Annotated in this window: 17 protein-coding genes; 13 read left to right on the top strand and 4 right to left on the bottom strand. The window is 73.1% G+C overall.

Features of this window, described 5'->3' with window-relative positions; translation table 11 throughout:
• Positions 1-5 precede the first annotated feature (5 nt).
• From zapE to ACGFX4_RS23125, 5 genes are all read left to right on the top strand, one after another.
• On the top strand, positions 6-1,031 hold the full coding sequence (gene zapE, locus ACGFX4_RS23145; RefSeq protein ID WP_393077737.1) for a cell division protein ZapE: 1,026 nt from the start codon (positions 6-8) through the stop codon (positions 1,029-1,031).
• Positions 1,032-1,063: 32 nt separating this feature from the next.
• Complete coding sequence (gene uvrB / locus ACGFX4_RS23140) at positions 1,064-3,154, top strand: excinuclease ABC subunit UvrB (protein WP_393077517.1); 2,091 nt, start codon at positions 1,064-1,066, stop codon at positions 3,152-3,154.
• Positions 3,155-3,290: 136 nt separating this feature from the next.
• A complete protein-coding gene (locus tag ACGFX4_RS23135; RefSeq protein ID WP_345699392.1) occupies positions 3,291-3,869 on the top strand; it encodes a TerD family protein in 579 nt (192 codons plus the stop codon).
• A 47-nt stretch (positions 3,870-3,916) separates the two neighbouring features.
• Complete coding sequence (locus ACGFX4_RS23130) at positions 3,917-5,992, top strand: TerD family protein (protein ID WP_393077514.1); 2,076 nt, start codon at positions 3,917-3,919, stop codon at positions 5,990-5,992.
• Between the two features lie 232 nt (positions 5,993-6,224).
• Positions 6,225-7,214, top strand: a complete 990-nt coding sequence (locus ACGFX4_RS23125) for a TerC family protein (protein ID WP_393077512.1) — start codon at positions 6,225-6,227, stop codon at positions 7,212-7,214.
• Positions 7,215-7,273: 59 nt separating this feature from the next.
• Here ACGFX4_RS23125 and ACGFX4_RS23120 read toward each other — a convergent pair whose 3' ends face one another.
• Positions 7,274-7,927, bottom strand: a complete 654-nt coding sequence (locus ACGFX4_RS23120; protein ID WP_345699395.1) for an MBL fold metallo-hydrolase — start codon at positions 7,925-7,927, stop codon at positions 7,274-7,276.
• Positions 7,928-8,041: 114 nt separating this feature from the next.
• Complete coding sequence (locus ACGFX4_RS23115; RefSeq protein ID WP_393077509.1) at positions 8,042-8,815, bottom strand: maleylpyruvate isomerase family mycothiol-dependent enzyme; 774 nt, start codon at positions 8,813-8,815, stop codon at positions 8,042-8,044.
• A gap of 205 nt (positions 8,816-9,020) precedes the next feature.
• Here ACGFX4_RS23115 and uvrA point away from each other — a divergent pair, with 205 nt between their 5' ends.
• The 3 genes from uvrA (at position 9,021) to ACGFX4_RS23100 (ending at position 13,671) form a co-directional block, all read left to right on the top strand.
• A complete protein-coding gene (gene uvrA / locus ACGFX4_RS23110; RefSeq protein WP_393077507.1) occupies positions 9,021-11,900 on the top strand; it encodes an excinuclease ABC subunit UvrA in 2,880 nt (959 codons plus the stop codon).
• 127 nt (positions 11,901-12,027) lie between these two features.
• Positions 12,028-12,495 (top strand): Rieske (2Fe-2S) protein, encoded by a 468-nt coding sequence (locus ACGFX4_RS23105; RefSeq protein WP_393077505.1) that lies wholly within the window; start codon positions 12,028-12,030, stop codon positions 12,493-12,495.
• Between the two features lie 174 nt (positions 12,496-12,669).
• Positions 12,670-13,671: an ArsR/SmtB family transcription factor gene (locus ACGFX4_RS23100; RefSeq protein ID WP_393077502.1), complete on the top strand. Its 1,002-nt coding sequence runs from the start codon at positions 12,670-12,672 to the stop codon at positions 13,669-13,671.
• Between the two features lie 7 nt (positions 13,672-13,678).
• On the opposite strand, the gene ACGFX4_RS23095 is transcribed toward ACGFX4_RS23100, so the two are convergent.
• Together ACGFX4_RS23095 and ACGFX4_RS23090 are read right to left on the bottom strand one after the other, a co-directional pair.
• Entirely contained in the window at positions 13,679-14,566 is an 888-nt protein-coding gene (locus ACGFX4_RS23095) for a phosphotransferase enzyme family protein (protein ID WP_393077500.1), read from the bottom strand.
• Positions 14,563-15,507 (bottom strand): MerR family transcriptional regulator, encoded by a 945-nt coding sequence (locus ACGFX4_RS23090; protein WP_393077497.1) that lies wholly within the window; start codon positions 15,505-15,507, stop codon positions 14,563-14,565. Before ACGFX4_RS23090 ends, ACGFX4_RS23095 begins: the two co-directional genes overlap by 4 nt.
• Before the next feature lie 122 nt (positions 15,508-15,629).
• Between ACGFX4_RS23090 and ACGFX4_RS23085 the strand changes: the two genes are divergently transcribed.
• From ACGFX4_RS23085 to whiA, 5 genes are all read left to right on the top strand, one after another.
• On the top strand, positions 15,630-16,649 hold the full coding sequence (locus tag ACGFX4_RS23085; RefSeq protein WP_393077494.1) for an ArsR/SmtB family transcription factor: 1,020 nt from the start codon (positions 15,630-15,632) through the stop codon (positions 16,647-16,649).
• A gap of 61 nt (positions 16,650-16,710) precedes the next feature.
• Positions 16,711-18,783 carry an excinuclease ABC subunit UvrC gene (uvrC, locus tag ACGFX4_RS23080; RefSeq protein ID WP_393077492.1) on the top strand — a complete coding sequence of 691 codons (2,073 nt, stop codon included), beginning with the start codon at positions 16,711-16,713 and terminating at the stop codon, positions 18,781-18,783.
• Positions 18,784-18,833: 50 nt separating this feature from the next.
• Positions 18,834-19,664, top strand: coding sequence for an RNase adapter RapZ (gene rapZ, locus ACGFX4_RS23075; protein WP_393077735.1), 831 nt, complete (start codon positions 18,834-18,836; stop codon positions 19,662-19,664).
• Between the two features lie 69 nt (positions 19,665-19,733).
• On the top strand, positions 19,734-20,837 hold the full coding sequence (gene yvcK / locus ACGFX4_RS23070) for a uridine diphosphate-N-acetylglucosamine-binding protein YvcK (protein WP_393077733.1): 1,104 nt from the start codon (positions 19,734-19,736) through the stop codon (positions 20,835-20,837).
• Complete coding sequence (gene whiA / locus ACGFX4_RS23065) at positions 20,828-21,808, top strand: DNA-binding protein WhiA (RefSeq protein ID WP_253794268.1); 981 nt, start codon at positions 20,828-20,830, stop codon at positions 21,806-21,808. Before yvcK ends, whiA begins: the two co-directional genes overlap by 10 nt.
• Positions 21,809-21,924 lie beyond the last annotated feature (116 nt).

Here is a 21,924-nt window from a genome sequence, read left to right as displayed (position 1 = left end):
ACGCCATGACCGCGATAGCCCTGACCCAGCGCCACCCCTCGGTGACCGCGGACCGGCTGGTGGCCGAGATGGTACCGCCGCCCCGCTTCGCGGGCGTCAGCTTCGGCAGCTACCTCCCGGACCACACCCAGCCGAGCCAGGCCGACGCGGTCCGGATCCTGGAGGAGTTCGCGGCCGGCCTCAACGGGAACTCCGCCGGCACCGCCAAGCGCGGCTGGTTCCGCCGCTCCGCCCCCGCCCCGACCGGCCCGGCCGGGATCTACCTGGACGGCGGCTACGGCGTCGGCAAGACCCACCTGCTCGCCTCGCTCTGGCACGCCACCCCCGGCCCCAAGGCCTTCGGCACCTTCGTCGAGCTGACCAACCTGGTCGGCGCCCTCACCTTCAAGGGCGCGGTCGACACCCTCTCCTCGCACCGCCTGCTGTGCATCGACGAGTTCGAGCTCGACGACCCGGGCGACACCGTCCTGGTCTCCACCCTGCTCGGCCGGCTGGTCGAGAACGGCGTCAAGCTCTGCGCCACCTCCAACACGCTGCCCGAGAAGCTCGGCGAGGGCCGGTTCGCCGCCGCCGACTTCCTCCGCGAGATCCAGGGCCTGTCCGGGCACTTCCGGCCGGTCCGGATCGACGGCCAGGACTACCGGCACCGCGGCCTGCCCGCCGCCCCGCCGCCGTACACCGACGCCGACGTCGACGCCCGCGCGGGCCGGACCGCCGGCGCCTCGCTGGACGACTTCGACGGCCTGCTGGAGCACCTGAAGTCGGTCCACCCGAGCCGCTACGGCGCGCTGCTCGACGACGTCCAGGCGGTCTTCCTGCGCGGCGTCCGCCAGGTCGACGACCAGTCCACCGCGCTGCGCCTGGTGGTCCTCGCCGACCGCATGTACGACCGCGAGCTGCCGATCACCGCCTCCGGCGTCCCGTTCGACCAGGTCTTCACCGAGGAGATGCTGCGCGGCGGCTACCGCAAGAAGTACCTGCGGGCCGTCTCCCGCCTGGTCGCCCTGGCCCGGGACAGCGCGAAGCCCTGATCGTTGTCGGTGGCGGGACGTACGGTGGACCCGTGCGTCCCATCACGAGCATTGAGCGGTCCGTGGCGCCCTTCGAGGTCGTCAGCCCCTACCAGCCCAACGGCGACCAGCCGGCGGCCATCGCCGAGCTGGACCGCCGCATCCGTGCCGGCGAGAAGGACGTCGTCCTGCTCGGTGCCACCGGTACCGGCAAGTCGGCGACCACGGCCTGGATGATCGAGAAGCTCCAGCGCCCCACCCTGGTGATGGCGCCGAACAAGACGCTGGCCGCCCAGCTGGCCAACGAGTTCCGCGAGCTGCTGCCGAACAACGCGGTCGAGTACTTCGTCTCGTACTACGACTACTACCAGCCCGAGGCGTACGTCCCGCAGACGGACACCTACATCGAGAAGGACTCCTCGATCAACGAGGAGGTCGAGCGGCTGCGCCACTCCGCCACCAACTCGCTGCTCACCCGCCGCGACGTGGTGGTGGTCGCCTCCGTCTCCTGCATCTACGGCCTCGGCACCCCGCAGGAGTACGTGGACCGGATGGTCCCGCTCAAGGTCGGCGAGGAGATCGACCGGGACGCCCTGCTCCGCCGCTTCGTCGACATCCAGTACACCCGCAACGACCTGGCCTTCAGCCGCGGCACCTTCCGGGTCCGCGGCGACACCGTCGAGATCTTCCCGGTGTACGAGGAGCTGGCCGTCCGGATCGAGTTCTTCGGCGACGAGATCGAGGCGCTCTACACCCTGCACCCGCTCACCGGCGAGGTGATCAGCCAGGACGACTCGGTCTACGTCTTCCCCGCCTCGCACTACGTCGCCGGCCCCGAGCGCATGGAGCGCGCGGTCAACGACATCGAGAAGGAGCTGGAGGAGACCCTCGCCCGGATGGAGAAGCAGGGCAAGCTCCTGGAGGCCCAGCGCCTGCGGATGCGCACCACGTACGACATCGAGATGCTCCGCCAGATCGGCACCTGCTCCGGCGTGGAGAACTACTCGATGCACTTCGACGGCCGCGAGCCCGGCTCCCCGCCGAACACGCTGCTCGACTACTTCCCGGAGGACTTCCTCCTGGTCATCGACGAGTCGCACGTGACCGTCCCGCAGATCGGCGCGATGTACGAGGGCGACGCGTCCCGCAAGCGCACCCTGGTCGAGCACGGCTTCCGCCTCCCCTCCGCGATGGACAACCGCCCGCTGAAGTGGGAGGAGTTCCTGGAGCGGATCGACCAGACCGTCTACCTCTCGGCGACCCCGGGCAAGTACGAGCTCTCCCGCTGCGAGAAGCCGGTGGAGCAGATCATCCGCCCGACCGGCCTGATCGACCCCGAGGTGATCGTCAAGCCGACCGAGGGCCAGATCGACGACCTGGTGCACGAGATCCGGCAGCGGGTCGAGAAGGACGAGCGCGTCCTGGTCACCACGCTGACCAAGAAGATGTCGGAGGACCTCACCGACTACCTGATCGGCCTCGACATCCGGGTCCGGTACCTGCACAGCGACATCGACACGCTGCGCCGGGTCGAGCTGCTGCGCGAGCTGCGCGCCGGCGAGTACGACGTGCTGGTCGGCATCAACCTGCTGCGCGAGGGCCTCGACCTGCCCGAGGTCTCGCTGGTCGCGATCCTCGACGCGGACAAGGAGGGCTTCCTGCGCTCCGGCACCTCGCTGATCCAGACCATCGGCCGCGCCGCCCGCAACGTCTCGGGCCAGGTGCACATGTACGCCGACCGGATCACCCCGTCGATGGCGCTGGCCATCGACGAGACCAACCGGCGCCGGGCCGTCCAGCAGGCGTACAACGAGGAGCACGGGATCGACCCGCAGCCGCTCCGGAAGAAGATCGGCGACATCCTGGACACCCTGAGCCGGGAGGACGTGGACACCGAGCAGCTGCTCTCCACCGGGTACCGCGGCCAGGGCAAGGGCAAGGCCCCGGTGCCCGCGCTGGGCGCCGACCGGAAGCCCGCCAAGAGCCTGCCGGCCGCCGAACTGGCCCAGCTCATCCAGGACATGACCGACCGTATGCACGCCGCCGCGGCGGAGCTGCAGTTCGAGGTCGCCGCCCGCCTGCGCGACGAGGTGAAGGAGCTGAAGAAGGAGCTCCGGCAGATGCGGGAGGCGGGGATGGCGTGACCCCCGGGGGTAGGCCCTAGGGTATGGGGCGGGGGGCCGCCGTGCCGCCGTTCGGGTGGAACCGGGGGACGCCCGGGGACGTCCTGAGATACCTCCGGAACGCACCGGACATGCTCCGGGAAGAGAGGACAGCACCGTGTCGGTGAACCTGGCGAAGGGCCAGAGCGTCAACCTGCAGAAGTCCACCGGCGAGTCGCTGAGCGTCGTGCGGATGGGCCTCGGCTGGAAGGCCGCCGCCCGGCGCGGCCTCTTCGGCCGGCGCACCCGCGAGATCGACCTCGACGCCTCCGCCCTGCTCTACGCCGAGAAGACCCCCACCGACGTGGTCTTCTTCCAGCACCTGGTCAGCAACGACGGCTCGGTCCGGCACACCGGCGACAACCTGGTCGGCGGCGTCGGCTCGGGCGGCGACGACGAGTCGATCCTGGTCGACCTGGCCCGGGTGCCGGTGCACATCACCCAGATCATCTTCACCGTCAGCTCGTACACCGGCCAGACCTTCCAGGAAGTCGAGAACGCGCACTGCCGGCTGATCGACGAGCTCACCGGCCAGGAGCTGGCCCGCTACGAGCTCACCGGCGGCGGCGCGCACACCGGCCAGATCATGGCCAAGGTCTCCCGCGACGGGAGCGGCTGGAAGATGACCGCGATCGGCACCCCCGCCCGCGCCCGCACCTTCCAGGACATGCTGCCGGACATCGAGCCGTTCCTCTGACCCCCGGTCACCGGGAAGAGAACGCCACAGGGGAGGAACGTCACCGCATGGCCGCCGCCGAACTGGTGCGCGGGCAGAACCACCCGCTGCCGGGTACCCGGATCTCCGTCCGGGTCTCGGCGGCCGGGACGGCGGCCGCCGCCGTTCTGCTCACCGACGACAACGGTCGCCTGCTCGGCGACCCCGGGTACCTGCTGCACGAGCGGGCCCGAGAACTGCCCGGCGTCCGGCTGACCGCCGACGGCACCGTCGAGGCCGACCTCGACGCGCTGCCGGACGGGGTCCGCCGGGTGCTGCTGGCGCTGGTCCTGCCCGCCGACTCCACCGGGTTCGGGGCACAGGGCGAGCCGCGCGCCGAGGTCGCCGCGGACGGCGGGCCCGCCGTCGCCGCGTTCACCCTCGCCGGGCTCGGCGGCGAGACGGCGGTCGTCGCCGTCGAGCTGTACGCGCGCGGGCCGGGCTGGAAGGTCCGCGCCGTGGGCCAGGGCTACCAGGGCGGCGCCGCCGCCCTGCTGGCCGACCACCACGGACCGGCCGCCCTCGCCCCGGACCTGACGCCCGCCCCGGCCGCGGCCGGCGCCGGCCGTCCCGCGGGCACCGCGCCGACCGGCATCGACACCGCCCACCCCGGGCGCGCGGCCACGCCCCCGGCGGACGCGGTCACGGACACCGTCCCGGGCTCGGCGGGGATCGACACCGTCCACCCCCGCCGCCGCCCGACGGACGCCCTCCCGGCCGACGCCGTGCCGACCGGCACGGCCCCGACCGACGCCGTCCCGACCGACACGGTGCCGTTCCCGTCCGGGATCGACACCGTCCACCCGCGCCGCCGGCTGACGACCCCGTCGCCGTCCGACGCGACCCCGGCCGACGGCGTCCCGTACCCGCCGGGGATCGACACCAGCCACCCCGGCCGGCCGACGCCGCCGCCGATGCCGAGCGGCCCGCCGACCGTCGGCATGCCCTCGCCGGCCGCCGCCGTGCCGCCCGGCACCCCGCCGCCAGTCGCCGGTGACGCCGCCGGGTTCACCATGGACGAGCGGCTCTACAACCAGGTCTGGGGCGTCTTCGAGGACGCCGCCCGCTCCGCCGCGGCCTACCGCTCGGCGGTGGACTTCGCCGACCAGCGCGAGTCCCAGGAGGTCGAGGCGCTGCTCTCCGACCCCCGGGCGCGCTTCGGCACGGAGGCCGAGTCCGGCCGGGCCCAGGCCCGGGCCCGCCGCGACGACCTGGAGGGCCGGGCCCGCGAGGTGCGGGACCGCGACTCCGCCCAGCTGCTGGAGGAACTGCGGGTGGTCGAGGCGGCGATGCCCGCCCCGATGGCCCGCTGGGACAGCCCGGCCTGGTCGGCCTGGCAGCCCCCCGAGGAGCCGCCGTTCGCCCTGCGCCTGGGCGACCTCCACCTGCCCGAGAACCCGGACCTCCGGGTGCCGATGCTGGTCCGCTTCCCCTCGACCCGAGGCCTGTGGGTGGACACCGGCAGCGGCGCGGAGTCGGACGGCCCGGGCAGCGTGCCGCTGGGCTCCGCCGACCGGAAGGCGTTCGCCGCCGGGGTGGCCAACGCCGCCGCGGCCCGGATGCTGGCCTGCTACCGACCGGGCGGCCTGCTGCTGCACGCGGTCACACCCGGCGGCGACGCGGCCGGCGCGGTCGCGCCGTTCGCCCGGGCCGGGCTGCTGTCCGGGCCGCCCGCGACCGACGCGTCCCTGGTCACGGCGCTGCTGGAGATCCTGGTGGAGCGGGTCGACCTGGTGCAGATGGCGCGCCGGGCCGGTGCCCCGGTGGCGCTGCCGCCGCACATCGACCCGGCGGACCGGCTGCTGCTGGTGCACGACTTCCCGTACGGGTTCGACGACCGGACGCTGGCCAAGCTGCGCTACCTCGCGGAGGAGGGGCCGTCGGTCGGCGTCCACCTGCTGGTGGTGGCGGACCGGGCGGACGGCCGGGAGTACGGCCCGCTGCTGGACTCGTTCTTCCGCTCGATGACCCGGCTCGCCCCGGTCGCCCAGGACTACCTGGCGGACCCGTGGGTGGAGCACCTGTGGACCTTCACCCCGGCCGTGCCCGCGCCCGGTGACCCCGCGCTGCCCGCCCTGCTCGACCAGATCGCCCGCGGCCGCTGACCCCCGAGGAGTCCCGAAAGGGCATTGCTCTTTACCTTCTTTACCTTCTCTTGGTGGATCTGTTAGCCTCGACGGGAGCGGAGGGGAGTATTCCCCCGCGGTGTTCCCGTCATCACGGGCGCCCGTTCCACGGGCGCCCCGGGGCACCGGCCGGGTCGGCGCGCCGACCGGTGGAAGAGACCTCCGGCAGTGACGATGTCCATCTCGCCTATTGCCGGAGGAGCAAGCAGTCGTGGACGTTTCCCTTGGCCTGTGGATCGGCACCATCGGTGTCCTGATAGCGCTGATCGTGGCCGATTTCTTCATCGGCGGCCGCAAGCCGCACGAGGTCTCCATCAAGGAGGCCGGGATCTGGACGGGCGTGTGGGTCGCGCTCGCCGTGCTCTTCGGCGGATTCCTCTGGTGGTACGGCGGTTCGCAGCCGGCCGGTGAGTTCTTCGCGGGTTACATCACCGAGAAGTCGCTCAGTGTCGACAACCTGTTCGTGTTCATTCTGATCATGGGCAAGTTCGCTGTTCCGCGGATCTACCAGCAGCGCGTCCTGATGGTCGGCGTGATCATTGCGCTGGTGCTGCGCGCGGTCTTCATCGCCGGCGGCGCGACCCTGGTGGCCAACTTCTCCTGGGTCTTCTACATCTTCGGCGCCTTCCTGATCTGGACGGCGTGGAAGCTGGTCAAGGAGGCGATGGGCGGCGAGGAGGACGAGGAGTTCGAGGAGAACCGACTCCTCAAGTCCATCGAGCGGCGCTTCCCCTCCACCGACCGGTACCACGGCACCAAGCTGTTCGTGGTGGAGAGCGGCAAGCGGCTGATGACGCCGATGCTGATCGTCATGCTGGCGATCGGCACCACCGACGTCCTGTTCGCCCTGGACTCGATCCCCGCGATCTTCGGCCTGACCCAGGACCCGTACATCGTCTTCACCGCCAACGCCTTCGCCCTGATGGGCCTGCGCCAGCTGTACTTCCTGATCGGCGGCCTGCTGAAGAAGCTGGTCTACCTGTCGTACGGCCTGTCGGTGATCCTCGGCTTCATCGGCGTGAAGCTGGTGCTGCACGCGCTGCACGAGAGCGGCGTGCACGTGCCGGAGATCGGCATCCCGCTCTCGCTGGGCTTCATCGTGGTGGTGCTGGGCGTCACCACGGTGGCCAGCCTGATCTCCTCCCGCCGGGCGGAGCGGCGGGAGGCGGAGCAGTCCGAGCCGGAGACGATAGACGCCTGACCCGCAGGCACAGCGTGAAGGGGCCGCCCGGCAGTCGCCGGGCGGCCCCTTCCGCGTCCTCACCAGCCGCGCTCGCGCCACTCGTCGAGGTGCGGGCGCTCGGCGCCGAGCGTGGTGTCGTTGCCGTGGCCGGGGTAGACCCAGGCCTCGTCCGGGAGCACGTCGAAGATCTTCTCGTTGACGTCCCGGAACAGGCTGGCGAAGGCCTGCGGGTCCTTCCAGGTGTTGCCGACGCCGCCGGGGAAGAGGCAGTCGCCGGTGAACACGTGCGGGTGGCCCTGCGGGTCGTCGTAGACCAGCACGATCGCGCCGGGGGTGTGCCCGACCAGGTGCCGCACGGTCAGCCCGACCTGGCCGACCCGCAGCACGTCGCCGTCGTCCAGCAGCAGGTCGGTGCGGACGTCGATGCCCTCGGCGTCGATCCGGCCGGCGGCGGTGCGGGCGCCGGTGGCGGCGGCCACCTCGGCCAGCGCGCTCCAGTGGTCGTGGTGCCGGTGGGTGGTGACCACGGTGGCCAGCCGGTCGCCGACGGTCTCCAGCAGCACCGGCGCCTCGGCGGCCGCGTCGATCAGCAGCTGCTCGTCGGTGGCCCGGCAGCGCAGCAGGTAGGCGTTGTTCTCGTACGGGCCGACCGCGATCTTGGTGATGATCAGGTGGGCGAGCTCCCGCACGTCCGGCGGGCCGCCGACCTTGACCGAGCCGTGGTACGTCATCGTGCCGCTCCTCGCTGCCGCCGCTTCGGGGTGGTCCCGTTCCGGGCCGTCCCGTTCAGGGCCGTCTCGTTCGGGGGTGTCTCGTTCAGGGCTGTCTCGATCATCATCCCGCGCTCAGCCCATCGGGGGCAGCTTCGGCAGGGCGGTGCGGGCGTCGGTCAGCTGCTCGCCGCCCCGGTGCACCTGGAGGCCGTCGCCGTCGGCCCGGCCGGACAGCCAGGCGGTGAGCGCCCGGACCGGGCCCTCGGCGGTCAGTTCGGGCGCGCCGGTGCCGGGGGCGGTGCCGAGCTGGACCCGCTGCCCGGTGTCCTCGGCGATCAGCAGCACCGCGTCCAGCCCGTCGACCCCGGCGAACTGCGCGCCGAGCCGGGCGAACTCGCGGCGGGCGAAGGCCTCCGGCCAGTGCGCGGGGGTGTGCCCGGCGTCCAGGTCGACGTGGTGGTACTCGACCTCGGCCAGCCGCTTCCCGGGCAGCTCGTGGACCGGGAAGGTGTACCCGGCGCGGTGCCGGACCAGGGCGCTCCACGCCGCGTCGGGCAGCAGGGCGGCGGCGTCCAGGAAGCGCCGGTGGCTGTCGCGCAGGTCGGCGAGGTGCTCGTCGAGCGGCCGGCCGGCGCCGGCCTCGATGTCCCGGTCCCGGGCCTCCGCGCTGGCGTACTGGGGAATGTCGCGGCCGGTGCGGGCGCTGTCCAGGAGGTTGACCAGGGAGTCGGCGTTGCGGGCCAGGTGGGTCAGCACGTGGCCGCGGGTCCAGCCCGGCAGGGCGGAGGCCCCGGCGACCGCGTCCGGCTTCAGCCCGGCGACGGTGTGCAGCAGCAGCTCGGTGGATTCGACGGTCGCGCGCAGCGCTTCGGCCGCTCTGGCGGCGTCGGTCCGGGCGTCGGTCATGCGGTGGCCTCCGGGTGATCACGCCTCCGGGCGTTGCCCGGACGGGTCCTGCGTCGTTGACGCTATCGCGCCCGGCGGACCTGTTCACTCATTCGGGTGGACTCGGCTGGACAAGCTCGATATTCGAACGCCTGAGCTATAGGCTGGCTGCCGCATCCTGGAAGAAGTACACATTCATCTCGCCCGGAGAAAGGCGCCAGAAGCAGTGGCCGACCGCCTCGTCGTCCGTGGTGCTCGCGAGCACAACCTCAAGAACGTCTCGCTCGACCTGCCCCGCGACTCCCTCATCGTCTTCACGGGCCTCTCCGGGTCCGGCAAGTCCTCGCTGGCCTTCGACACGATCTTCGCCGAGGGGCAGCGCCGCTACGTCGAGTCGCTGTCCTCCTACGCCCGCCAGTTCCTGGGGCAGATGGACAAGCCCGACGTCGACTTCATCGAGGGCCTCTCCCCGGCCGTCTCGATCGACCAGAAGTCCACCAACCGCAACCCGCGCTCCACCGTCGGCACCATCACCGAGGTGTACGACTACCTGCGCCTGCTGTTCGCCCGGATCGGCAAGCCGCACTGCCCGCACTGCTCGCGTCCGATCGCCCGGCAGTCGCCGCAGGCCGTCGTCGACCGGGTGCTGGAGCTGGCCGAGGGCACCCGCTTTCAGGTGCTCAGCCCGGTGGTGCGCGAGCGCAAGGGCGAGTTCGTCGACCTCTTCGCCGACCTGCAGTCCAAGGGGTACGCCCGGGCCCGGGTCGACGGCGCCACCGTCCAGCTGACCGAGCCGCCGACGCTCAAGAAGCAGGAGAAGCACACCATCGAGGTGGTGATCGACCGCCTCGCCGTGAAGAGCAGCGCCAAGCGCCGCCTCACCGACTCGGTGGAGACCGCGCTGAGGCTCTCCGGCGGCATGGTCGTGCTCGACTTCGTCGACCTCCCGGAGGACGACCCCGAGCGCGAGCGGATGTACTCCGAGCACCTCTACTGCCCGTACGACGACGTGTCGTTCGAGGAGCTGGAGCCGCGCTCCTTCTCCTTCAACTCGCCCTTCGGCGCCTGCCCGGACTGCTCGGGCCTGGGCAACCGGATGGAGGTCGACCCGGAGCTGATCATCCCGGACGAGGAGAAGTCGCTCGACGAGGGCGCCATCCACCCGTGGTCCCAGGGCCACACCAAGGAGTACTTCAGCCGCCTGGTCGACGCCCTCGCCGGCGAGCTCGGATTCCGCACCGACATCCCCTGGGCCGGCCTGCCCGCGCGCGCCAGGAAGGCACTGCTGTACGGGCACAAGACCCAGGTCGAGGTGAAGTACCGCAACCGCTACGGCCGCGACCGCTCGTACACCACGGCCTTCGAGGGCGCCGTCCCGTTCGTCACCCGGCGCCACTCGGAGTCGGAGAGCGACGCCAGCCGCGAGCGCTTCGAGGGGTACATGCGCGAGGTGCCGTGCCCCGCGTGCCAGGGCACCCGGCTCAAGCCGGTGGTGCTGGCCGTCACCATCCAGGACAAGTCGATCGCCGACGTCTCGGGGATGTCGATCAGCGACTGCGCCGACTTCCTCGGCGCGATGAAGCTCGCCGCGCGCGACAAGCAGATCGCCGAGCGGGTGCTGAAGGAGGTCAACGAGCGGCTGCGCTTCCTGGTCGACGTCGGCCTGGACTACCTCTCGCTCAACCGCGCCGCCGGCACCCTCTCCGGCGGCGAGGCCCAGCGCATCCGGCTCGCCACCCAGATCGGCTCCGGCCTGGTCGGCGTGCTCTACGTGCTGGACGAGCCGTCCATCGGCCTGCACCAGCGCGACAACCACCGGCTGATCGAGACCCTGGTCCGGCTGCGCGACATCGGCAACACCCTGATCGTCGTCGAGCACGACGAGGACACCATCAAGACCGCCGACTGGGTCGTCGACATCGGCCCCGGCGCCGGCGAGCACGGCGGCAAGGTGGTGCACTCCGGTTCGCTCAAGGAACTGCTGAAGAACTCCGAGTCGCTGACCGGCCAGTACCTCTCGGGCAAGAAGTCCATCCCGATCCCGGCGGCCCGCCGTCCGCGCGACAAGAAGCGCCAGATCACCGTGCACGGCGCCCGCGAGCACAACCTGAGGGACGTCACGGTCGCCTTCCCGCTCGGCACCTTCACCGCGGTGACGGGCGTGTCCGGCTCCGGCAAGTCCACGCTGGTCAACGACATCCTCTACACCCACCTCGCCCGCGAGCTGAACGGCGCGCGCTCGGTCCCCGGCCGGCACACCCGGATCACCGGCACCGACCTGGTCGACAAGGTGGTGCACGTCGACCAGTCGCCGATCGGCCGCACCCCGCGCTCCAACCCGGCGACCTACACCGGCGTCTTCGACCACGTCCGCAAGCTCTTCGCGGAGACCCAGGAGGCCAAGGTCCGGGGTTACCTGCCCGGCCGGTTCTCCTTCAACGTCAAGGGCGGCCGCTGCGAGAACTGCTCCGGCGACGGCACCATCAAGATCGAGATGAACTTCCTGCCGGACGTCTACGTGCCGTGCGAGGTCTGCCACGGCGCCCGGTACAACCGGGAGACGCTGGAGGTGCACTACAAGGGCAAGTCCATCGCCGAGGTGCTGGACATGCCGATCGAGGAGGCGCTCGACTTCTTCGAGGCCGTCCCCGCGATCGCCCGCCACCTGCGCACCCTCAAGGAGGTCGGTCTCGGGTACGTCCGGCTCGGCCAGCCCGCCACCACGCTCTCCGGCGGCGAGGCGCAGCGCGTCAAGCTCTCCTCCGAGCTGCAGAAGCGCTCCACCGGGCGGACGGTGTACGTGCTCGACGAGCCCACCACCGGCCTGCACTTCGAGGACATCAGCAAGCTGATCAAGGTCCTGGAGGGCCTGGTCGACAAGGGCAACACGGTGATCGTCATCGAGCACAACCTCGATGTGATCAAGACCGCCGACTGGATCGTCGACATGGGCCCCGAGGGCGGCAGCGGCGGCGGCACCGTCACCGTCGAGGGCACCCCGGAGGAGGTGGCTGCCTCCACGGCCAGCCACACCGGCAAGTTCCTCCGCGACATCCTGCCCGGTGTCTCCGACGCGACGCCGGTCCGGTCCCGGAAGAAGAGCTGACCCCGGCGGTCCGTGTCGGGTGACGGCCCCGAGGGGGCGCGAGGCCAAGTCTTGCGCCCCCTTCCGCTCTCATCCTCAGCGCATAGACTTCCCCGTCGACTTCGCTTCCGCCCCTGAGGAGACCGCCATGACCGAGGCCGTCGAGAGCCCCGCCACCTCCCGCCGTACCCTGCTCTGCTGCGCCGCCGCGGTGCTCGCGGGCGGCAGCGCCGTCGCGGTCACCGGCTGCTCCTCGGACTCCGACTCCTCCTCGTCCGGCGCGGGCGGCGGCGCCTCCTCCTCCGGGGGCGGCGGGGGCAGCGCGGTCGACCTGGGCGCGGCGAGCGAGGTGCCGGTCGGCGGCGGCAAGGTGTACCGCGACCAGAAGATCGTCGTCACCCAGCCCACCGCCGGGCAGTACAAGGCGTTCAGCGCCAAGTGCACCCACGCGGGCTGCGTGGTCGACCAGGTGACCTCCGGTCAGATCTCCTGCCCGTGCCACGGCAGCAAGTTCGCCGTCGCCGACGGCTCGGTGTCGGCCGGCCCGGCGCCCTCCTCGCTGCCCGAGTACAAGGTCGCCGTCCAGGACGGCAAGATCCAGGTCACCAAGGCCTGATTCCTCGTCAACTCCCGGACGCCTCCTGCCCGCACCCCCGTGACGGGCGGGAGGCGTCCGTGCGTGTTCCCCATGGTCGGACGCCTCCGTCCCGGACCACCACGGCTTTAAGCCGTGCCTAAAATGGTCGCGCCGGGAGCCGGTGACCGGACGGGCCTTGGGGGAGGACGGGCAGTGCTGCGGATCCACTTCACCGCCACCGACCTGGCCAGGGTCAGGGTCGCCCCGACGGCGGGCCCGCTCGCCGAGACCTTCCAGAGCCTCCAGATCCTCTCCCGCTGCCGCAACAGCCTGCCCTTCCAGGCCTGGCGCCGGAGCCTCGCCGGCCGGCTCACCGAGGGCAGCCGGCCGCTGCGTTCCCTGGTGCCCGCGCCCGACTCGGCGCTCGACCTGATCGCCCTGGCCGGCATGGACCCGTCCGTCGAGGCCGGCCTGGACACCCTGCTCGGCGTCGCCGACCACACCATGCGCGTCGAGCTGGAGATCGCCCGGCTGCCCGGTGCGGACCGCGGCTGGCTCGCCGCCCTGATGAGCGGCGACCTCCCGGCCCGCCGGGTGCTCGCCGACTCCCTCGACGCCACCCACCGCGCCCTGGTGCTCCCGCACTGGTCCCGGATGCGCGGCCACCTCGACTCCTACCGCGCCGACTGCGCCCGCACCGTGATGGACGGCGGCATCGAGCGGCTGCTGGAGTCGCTCTGCCCGCCGCACACCCGCTGGAGCGCCCCCGTGCTGGAGATCGGCCGCGGCCCCGAGGTCGACGTCCGCCTCGAAGGCCGGGGCCTGGTCGTCGCCCCGATGGTCTTCATGACCGGGCGCCCGCAACTGCTCTTCGACGTCAGCGACGAGGGCGCCGCACCGATCCTCACCGTCCCCACGCTCCGCGACCCGCTCGCCGCGGCCGCGCTCTGGGACGCCGACCGGGAGGCCGGCGACGCCTCGCTCGCGGCCCTGCTCGGCCGCACCCGCGCCGCCGCCCTCGACATCGTCACCGAGAGCTGCTCCACCACCGAGCTCGCCCGCCGCCTCAACGTCTCGGCGGCCGCCGCCAGTCAGCACGCCACCGTCCTGCGCAACGCCAACCTGATCACCACCCGCCGCCGCGGCGGGGCCGTCCTGCACACCATCACCCCGCTCGGCGCCGACCTCCTCTCCCGCGCCCACGCGGTGGGCTGACCCTCCGTCAACTGATGGCGGTCCAGGCCCACGGGCGGGGGCCGTGCTCGCCGCGCAGGCACGCCAGCCGGTAGTGCGCCTGCGCGCGGTGCCGGGCCGGGTCGGCGGCGGCGAGCTGCAGGGCGTAGCAGGTCACCCGCAGCTCCCGGACGTCCCGCAGGACCGGATACCCCGGCCAGTCCGTCACGTCGGCGCCGTACGCCGCACAGAACGCCGCGTACTCCCGGTCCGTGACCGTGCCGAAGGTGCCGTGGGCCACGGCGGTGGAGGCGAGGTCCCACTCGGGCGGGCCGGTCGAGGTCCGCTCGAAGTCGAGCAGGTACGCGGTGGTGGCGGTGACGGCCAGGTTGCCGCCCCAGGCGTCGCCGTGCAGCACGGCCGTCGGCCGTCCCGCGGGGAGCCCGGCCCAGGCCGCCTCCAGCTCGGCCAGCCGGCCGTGCAGCCGGCGCCGCTGCTCGGCGCCGAGGGTGGCCGCGCCGTCGATCCGCGCGGCGAGCCGGACGAACGGGTCGAGCCGGCCCAGCGCCAGGTCCGGCGTCGGCAGTCCGTGCAGCCGGCGCAGCAGCGGCGCCAGCTCGGCGGCGGTCCCGGCCCGGTGCGGCGGCAGCTCGTGCCAGAAGGTGACCGGCCGCCCGTCGACCTCCACCGGCCCGGGCACCGCCACCAGCGGCCGTACGGCGGGCACCCCGCAGTCGTCCAGCCAGCGGGCCACCGCCGGCTCCCGGGCGGCGGCCGTCTGCCCCGGCCGCCCGATCCGGGCGACGACCCGCCCGGGCAGCCGCCACAGCGCGTTCTCCCCGATCCGGATCACCGCGGCGCCCGCCGCCGGGAGGCTGGCCGCCGCGCAGGCCCGGAGCAGCACGGCCCGGAGCGGCGCGGCGCGGTCCCCGCTCATCCGGCAGCCGCCGGATGGGCCCGCAGCGCGGCGGTGAACCAGGCGAACACCGGGGTCAGGCCCGGCGGCACCGGCCAGCCGTTCACGGTGGCGAGCAGCTGCCAGTAGCGCTCGGCGCGCGGGTCGCCCGCGACCTCCAGCCGGTTCAGCAGCCAGCGGCGCAGCGCGGCGTCGTCGGGCCGCCCGAAGGTCCGCGCGTAGCGGGCGGTGAGGTCGGCGACGGTGGCGGCGGCCGCGGGCGCGTCCGGCGCGAGGCCCGCGTCCAGGGCCTCGCCGACGCGGTCGCGGACGGCCTCGGTCAGTTCGTGGTGCAGCCCGGTGCGGTCGCCGTCGGCGCGTTCGGCGGCCTGGTACTCGGCCATCCGCCGGACGGCGGCGCGGAAGCCGGGATCCCGGGTGAGTTCGGCGAGTTCGACCCAGGCGTCGACCTGCTCGGGCTCGGGGTCGTCGGGCAGTTCGGGGACGGCGCCGCGGAGCATCTCGACGAACTCGGCGTTGGCGTCCAGGCCGCCGAAGGTGTCGTCGACGAACTCGGTGATCAGGCGCCGGCGTTCGGCGTCGGAGAGCTTGGCGAGCTTGTGCATCAGGTTCGTCTCCTCGGGGGTCGATCCGCGTCGGGCGACGGCGCGCAGCACGGCCCGGCGCAGCCGCAGGGTGCGGATCTGCAGGTCCAGCGCGTCTGCGTGGGCGGCGGCGAGTTCCGGCACGGAGACCTCGCGGTCCAGCACCCGCCGGATCGCCGCGAGGTCCAGCCCCAGTTCGCGCAGGGTGCGCACCAGGTCGAGCCGGGCGAGCGCCGCCAGGTCGTACCGCCGGTACCCGGCCGGGCTGCGGTCCGTCGGCGGCACGATCCCGCTGTCCGCGTAGAACCGGATGGTCTTGACCGTGAGCCCGGTCCGCCGGGCCAGGTCGCCGATGGTGAGGAGCGCGTCGCCGTCCATGCCCGCCACTCTTCCGTCTCCCCCTGCGGGAGACTCAAGTCCGGCGGCGGAAAAGGCCGTCGGCGACGGCGCAGCCGGGGAGAATGGCCGTGCGGATCGGCGCGCGACGGGGGGAGCGGCCAGTGCTGAGGATCCATTTCACCGCGCAGGACCTGGCCAGGGTCCGGGTCGCCGCGACCGCGGGCCCGCTCGCCGAGACCTTCGCCGGCCTGCAGATCCTGGCCGAGGGCGGCAGCGACCCGCTGTACCGGCCGTGGCGGGCCCGGCTGTCCGGCCGGCTCGACCGGGCGTGCCGGCCGATCTGGTCGCTGCTGCCCGAGCCGGGCATCTCCCGCCAGGTGCTCGACCTGGCCGGGCTGGCCGGTACCGACCCGTCGGCCGAGGCGGGGCTGGACAGCCTGCTCGGCGTCGCCGACCGCACCCTGCGCCTCGAACTCGGCTACGCCAGCCTGCCGGCCGCCGACCGGTCCTGGCTGGGCGAGTTGATGTCCGGCGACCTGACGGCCCGCCGGCAGCTCGCCGACTCGCTGGCGGCCGGCCACCGGGCGCTGGTCGCCCCGCACTGGCGGCGGATGCGGGCCCACCTGGACGCCTTCCGGGCGGACTGCGCGCGGACCCTGCTGGAGGGCGGCGTGGAGCGGCTGCTGGAGACCCTGTGCCCGGGCGTGGTCCGGTGGCGGGCGCCGGTGCTGGAGGTCGGCGGCGGGGCGCCGTTCGACGTCCACCTGGCGGGCCGGGGCCTGGTGATCACGCCGATGGTCCTGCTGGCCGGGCGGCCGAGCCTGCTCTGCGACCTCACCGACGAGGCCGCGCCGACCGGGCTGATCGTCCCGACCGTCCGCGACCCGCTGACCGCGGCGGAGCTGTGGGGCGCCGACCGGGCGGGCGACGAACGGGCCGGCGCCGACCCGTTGGCGGCCCTGCTCGGCCGGACCAGGGCCGCCGCCCTGGAGCAGGTCACCGACGGCTGCTCCACCACCGAGCTGGCCCGCCGCCTGAACGTGTCGCCGGCCGCCGCCAGCCAGCACACCGCGGTGCTGCGGGGCGCCGAGCTGATCTCCACCCGCCGCCGCGGCGGCGCGGTCCTGCACTCCCTCACCCCGCTCGGCGCCGACCTGCTCGGCCGTGCCCGCACGGGGTGACGGGCGTCCGGCCTGCGGATGCGGCCACGGACTGTCACCGGCAATCGGTACGGTAGGGGTCATGGCTGACCCGTCCACCTACCGTCCGGCCCCGGGGGCGATTCCGGTCTCGCCCGGGGTGTACAAGTTCCGCGACGCCCACGGGCGGGTCATCTACGTCGGCAAGGCGAAGAGCCTGCGGCCGCGGCTCTCCTCGTACTTCCAGGACCTGGCCAACCTCCACCCGCGCACGGCGACGATGGTCACCACCGCCGCGTCGGTGGAGTGGACGGTGGTCGGCACCGAGGTCGAGGCACTCCAGCTGGAGTACTCCTGGATCAAGGAGTTCGACCCGCGGTTCAACGTGAAGTACCGGGACGACAAGAGCTACCCGGAGCTGGCCGTCACGCTGAACGAGGAGTTCCCCCGGGTCCAGGTGATGCGCGGCGCGCACAAGAAGGGCGTGCGCTACTTCGGCCCGTACGGGCACGCGTGGGCGATCCGCGAGACGGTGGACCTGCTGCTGCGGGTCTTCCCGGTGCGGACGTGCTCCAACGGCGTCTTCAAGCGGGCGCAGCAGGTCGGGCGGCCGTGCCTGCTGGGGTACATCGGCAAGTGCGCGGCGCCGTGCGTGGGCAAGGTGTCGGCGGCCGAGCACCGGGACTTGGCCGAGGAGTTCTGCGACTTCATGGCCGGCCGCACCGGCAACTACCTGCGCCGCCTGGAGCAGCAGATGCAGGACGCGGCCGCCGAGATGGAGTACGAGAAGGCCGCCCGGCTGCGCGACGACCTCGGCGCGCTGAAGCGGGCGATGGAGAAGAACGCGGTCGTCCTCGCGGACGGCACCGACGCCGACCTGCTGGCCCTCGCGGAGGACGAGCTGGAGGCGGCGGTGCAGATCTTCCACGTGCGCGGCGGCCGGGTGCGCGGCCAGCGCGGCTGGGTGACCGACAAGGTCGAGGACGTGGACACGGTCGCGCTGGTGGAGCACGCGCTGCAGCAGCTGTACGGCGCGGGCACCGAGCCGGTGCCGCGCGAGGTGCTGGTGCCGGCGGTGCCGGACGACGCGGTGCGCGAGTGGCTGTCCGGCCTGCGCGGCGCCCAGGTCGACCTGCGGGTGCCGCAGCGCGGCGACAAGAAGGACCTGATGGAGACGGTCCGGCGCAACGCCCAGCAGGCGCTGGCGCTGCACAAGACCAAGCGCGCCTCCGACCTGACCACCCGCAGCCGGGCGCTGCAGGAGATCGCCGACGCGCTGGAGCTCGACTCCGTCCCGCTGCGGATCGAGTGCTTCGACATCTCGCACCTGCAGGGCGAGGACGTGGTCGCCTCGATGGTGGTCTTCGAGGACGGCCTGGCCCGCAAGAGCGAGTACCGGCGCTTCCAGATCAAGGGCTTCGCCGGGCAGGACGACGTCCGCTCGATGCACGAGGTGATCGGCCGCCGCTTCCGCCGCTACCTGCGGGAGCGCGAGCAGACCGGCGAGTGGGCGGTCCCGGAGGCCGACGAGGACGCCGCCGACGCCACCGATGCCGCGGACGACCAGGCCCGCACCGACGACGGCCGCCCGCGCCGCTTCGCCTACCCGCCGCAGCTGCTGGTGGTGGACGGCGGGCAGCCGCAGGTGGCGGCGGCCCGGCGGGCGCTGGACGAGCTCGGCATCGACGACGTGGCGCTGTGCGGCCTGGCCAAGCGGCTGGAGGAGGTCTGGCTGCCCGGCCAGGACGACCCGGTGGTGCTGCCGCGCAGCAGCGAGGGCCTGTACCTGCTGCAGCGGGTGCGCGACGAGGCGCACCGGTTCGCCATCGGCTACCAGCGCGCCAAGCGCTCCAAGCGGCTCACGGCGGGGGAGCTGGACTCCGTCCCCGGCCTTGGAGAGACTCGCCGCCAGGCCCTGCTGAAGCACTTCGGTTCGCTGAAGAAGCTGCGCGCGGCCACCGTGGACGAGCTGTGCGAGGTGCCGGGGGTCGGTCGCCGGACTGCGGAGACTGTTGCCGCAGCCTTGGCCTCCCGTACACCCGCCGCATTCGCGGTGAACACCGCCACGGGCGAGATCATTGACGACAGCGACGACCGTGACCACAGCGGCGACGGGGCCGCCGAGCCGGCCGGTCGCGACCTGAGCAGTACCACCGAGAGCGGGGAACCGACGTGACAGTGTCCAACGGGGGAGAGAGCGTCCCCGAGCTGGTGATCATCTCCGGCATGTCCGGGGCCGGCCGGTCCACCGCCGCGAAGTGCCTGGAGGACCTCGGCTGGTTCGTGGTCGACAACCTGCCGCCGGCGCTGATCCCGACCATGGTCGACCTGGGGGCCCGCTCGCAGGGCGCGGTGCCGCGCATCGGCGTGGTGGTCGACGTGCGCAGCCGCAGCTTCTTCGACGAGCTGCTGACCTCGCTCGACGAGCTGGAGAAGCGCGGCGTCCGGCTGCGGGTGGTCTTCCTGGAGTCCTCCGACGAGGCCCTGGTGCGCCGCTTCGAGAACGTCCGCCGCCCGCACCCGCTGCAGGGCGACGGCCGGATCGTCGACGGCATCGAGCGCGAGCGCGACCTGCTGCGCGAGCTGCGCGGCGAGGCCGACCTGGTGATCGACACCTCCAACCTCAACGTGCACCAGCTGCGCGCCAAGTTCGACGCCCAGTTCAGCGGCAACGACGAGCCGGAGCTGCGGGCCACCGTGATGTCCTTCGGCTTCAAGTACGGCCTGCCGGTCGACGCCGACCTGGTGGTGGACTGCCGCTTCCTGCCGAACCCGCACTGGGTGCCCGAGCTGCGCGCCCGTACCGGAACCGACGCGGACGTGGCAGAGTACGTGTTCCAGCAGCCCGGCGCCCAGGAGTTCCTGGACGGGTACACCGAGCTGCTGCGCATCGTCACGGAGGGTTACCGGCGCGAGGGCAAGCGCTACATGACTCTTGCCGTAGGCTGCACCGGTGGCAAGCACCGCAGCGTCGCGATGTCCGAGCGGTTGACGAAGCGTCTGGTCGCGGACGGCGTGGAGACGGTGCTGGTCCACCGCGACATGGGCAGGGAGTGACGCCCCGGGAGTGACGGCGGCGCCCCGCCGGTCGCTCGAAGGAGCATGAGACAGGAACGTGGGGTCGGCGTGACGGGATACTCGCCAGCACGGCAGCAGCAGTACCGGCCCGCCGAGCGAGCGTCCCAACACTCCAGCCGCGCCGCCCAGCAGCAGAGCCGCCCCGCGCAGAAGCAGCAGAACCGCCCCGGCGCGCCGCGGATCGCCGCACTGGGCGGCGGCCAGGGGCTGTCCGCCTCGCTGTCGGCGCTGCGCCGGCTGACCACCGAGCTGACCGCCGTGGTCACCGTCGCCGACGACGGCGGCTCCAGCGGCCGGCTGCGCGCCGAGCTGGGCGTGCTGCCGCCGGGCGACCTGCGCAAGGCGCTGGCCGCGCTGTGCGGGGACGACGACTGGGGCCGCACCTGGTCCGAGGTGCTCCAGCAGCGCTTCACCGGCACCGGGGAGCTGGGCGGCCACGCCGTCGGCAACCTGCTGATCGTCGCGCTGTGGGAGAAGCTCGGCGACCCGGTGGAGGCGCTGAACTGGGTGGGCCGGCTGCTCAACGTCCAGGGCCGGGTGCTGCCGATGTCGGCCGTCCCGCTGGACATCGAGGCGCAGGTGCGCGGCCACGACCCGGCCCGGCCGACCGAGGTGACCGCGGTCCGCGGCCAGGCCAGCGTGGCGGTCACGCCGGGCACGGTGGAGTCGGTCCGGCTGCTGCCGGACGAGCCGCCGGCCGTCCCGGAGGCCGTCCAGGCGGTGCTGGAGGCGGACTGGGTGGTGCTCGGCCCGGGCTCCTGGTTCACCAGCGTGCTGCCCCACCTGCTGGTCCCCGAACTGGCCCGGGCGCTCACCGAGACCCGCGCCCGCCGGCTGCTCACCCTCAACCTGGCCCCGCAGCCGGGCGAGACCGAGGGCTTCACCCCGCAGCGCCACCTGGACGTGATCTTCGACCACGCCCCGGACCTCGTGGTGGATGCGATCCTGGTGGACGAGCGGGCCGTCACCGGCGGCGCCTTCGGCGTGTCGGACCTGACGGGACTGGAGAAGGCCGCCGAGCGGATGGGAGCCTCCCTGGTACTCGGCCGGGTGGCCCGCGCGGACGGCACGCCGCGACACGACCCGGAGCTCTTGGCAGCCGCGTACGACCGGATTTTCCGGACTCATGGAAGGATCGGCCCATGGCGATGACGGCAGCGGTGAAGGATGAGATCTCCCGGCTTCCCGTCACCCGTGCCTGCTGCCGCAAGGCGGAGGTCTCGGCGATCCTGCGTTTCGCGGGCGGACTGCACATTGTGAGCGGCCGCATCGTGATCGAGGCGGAGCTGGACACCGGCATTGCGGCACGGCGGCTGCGCAAGGACCTCCTGGAGATCTTCGGACACTCCTCGGATCTGGTGGTGATGGCCCCCGGCGGCCTGCGACGCGGCAGCCGGTACGTGGTGCGGGTGGTGAAGGACGGCGAGCTGCTGGCCCGGCAGACCGGGCTGGTGGACGGGCGGGGACGGCCGATCCGGGGGCTCCCCCCGGCGGTGGTCTCGGGCGCGACCTGCGACGCCGAGGCGGCGTGGCGCGGCGCGTTCCTGGCGCACGGCTCGCTGACCGAGCCCGGCAGGTCCTCCTCCCTGGAGATCACCTGCCCCGGCTCGGAGGCGGCGCTGGCCCTGGTCGGCGCGGCCCGGCGGCTCGGGATCCCGGCGAAGGCCCGCGAGGTCCGCGGGGTGGACCGGGTGGTGATCCGGGACGGCGACGCGATCGGCGCGCTGCTGACCCGGCTGGGCGCGCACGAGTCGGTGCTGGCCTGGGAGGAGCGGCGGATGCGCCGCGAGGTGCGGGCCACCGCCAACCGGCTGGCCAACTTCGACGACGCCAACCTGCGCCGCTCGGCCCGGGCCGCGGTCGCGGCCGGCGCGCGGGTGCAGCGGGCGCTGGAGATCCTCGGCGAGGAGGTGCCGGAGCACCTGGCGGCCGCCGGCCAGCTGCGGATGCAGCACAAGCAGGCCTCGCTGGAGGAGCTGGGCGCGCTCGCCGACCCGCCGCTGACCAAGGACGCGGTGGCCGGCCGGATCCGCCGCCTGCTGGCGATGGCCGACAAGCGGGCCGCCGAGCTCGGCCTGCCGAACACCGAGGCGAACCTGACCGAGGAGATGGCGCTGAGCTGAGCAGGCGCTGCCGACGAGTTGGACGAGGGACGCGGGCGACATCCAGAAGTGATGTTGCTCGCGTCCCTCGGCTGTTGTTTCCGGAGAGGCGATGTGCCTGGGCGCGGCCCGGGGAG

The organism is Kitasatospora sp. NPDC048365, from assembly GCF_043200835.1.
Lineage (GTDB): Bacteria > Actinomycetota > Actinomycetes > Streptomycetales > Streptomycetaceae > Kitasatospora > Kitasatospora terrestris.
This window is presented reverse-complemented; position numbering and strand designations above follow the sequence as displayed.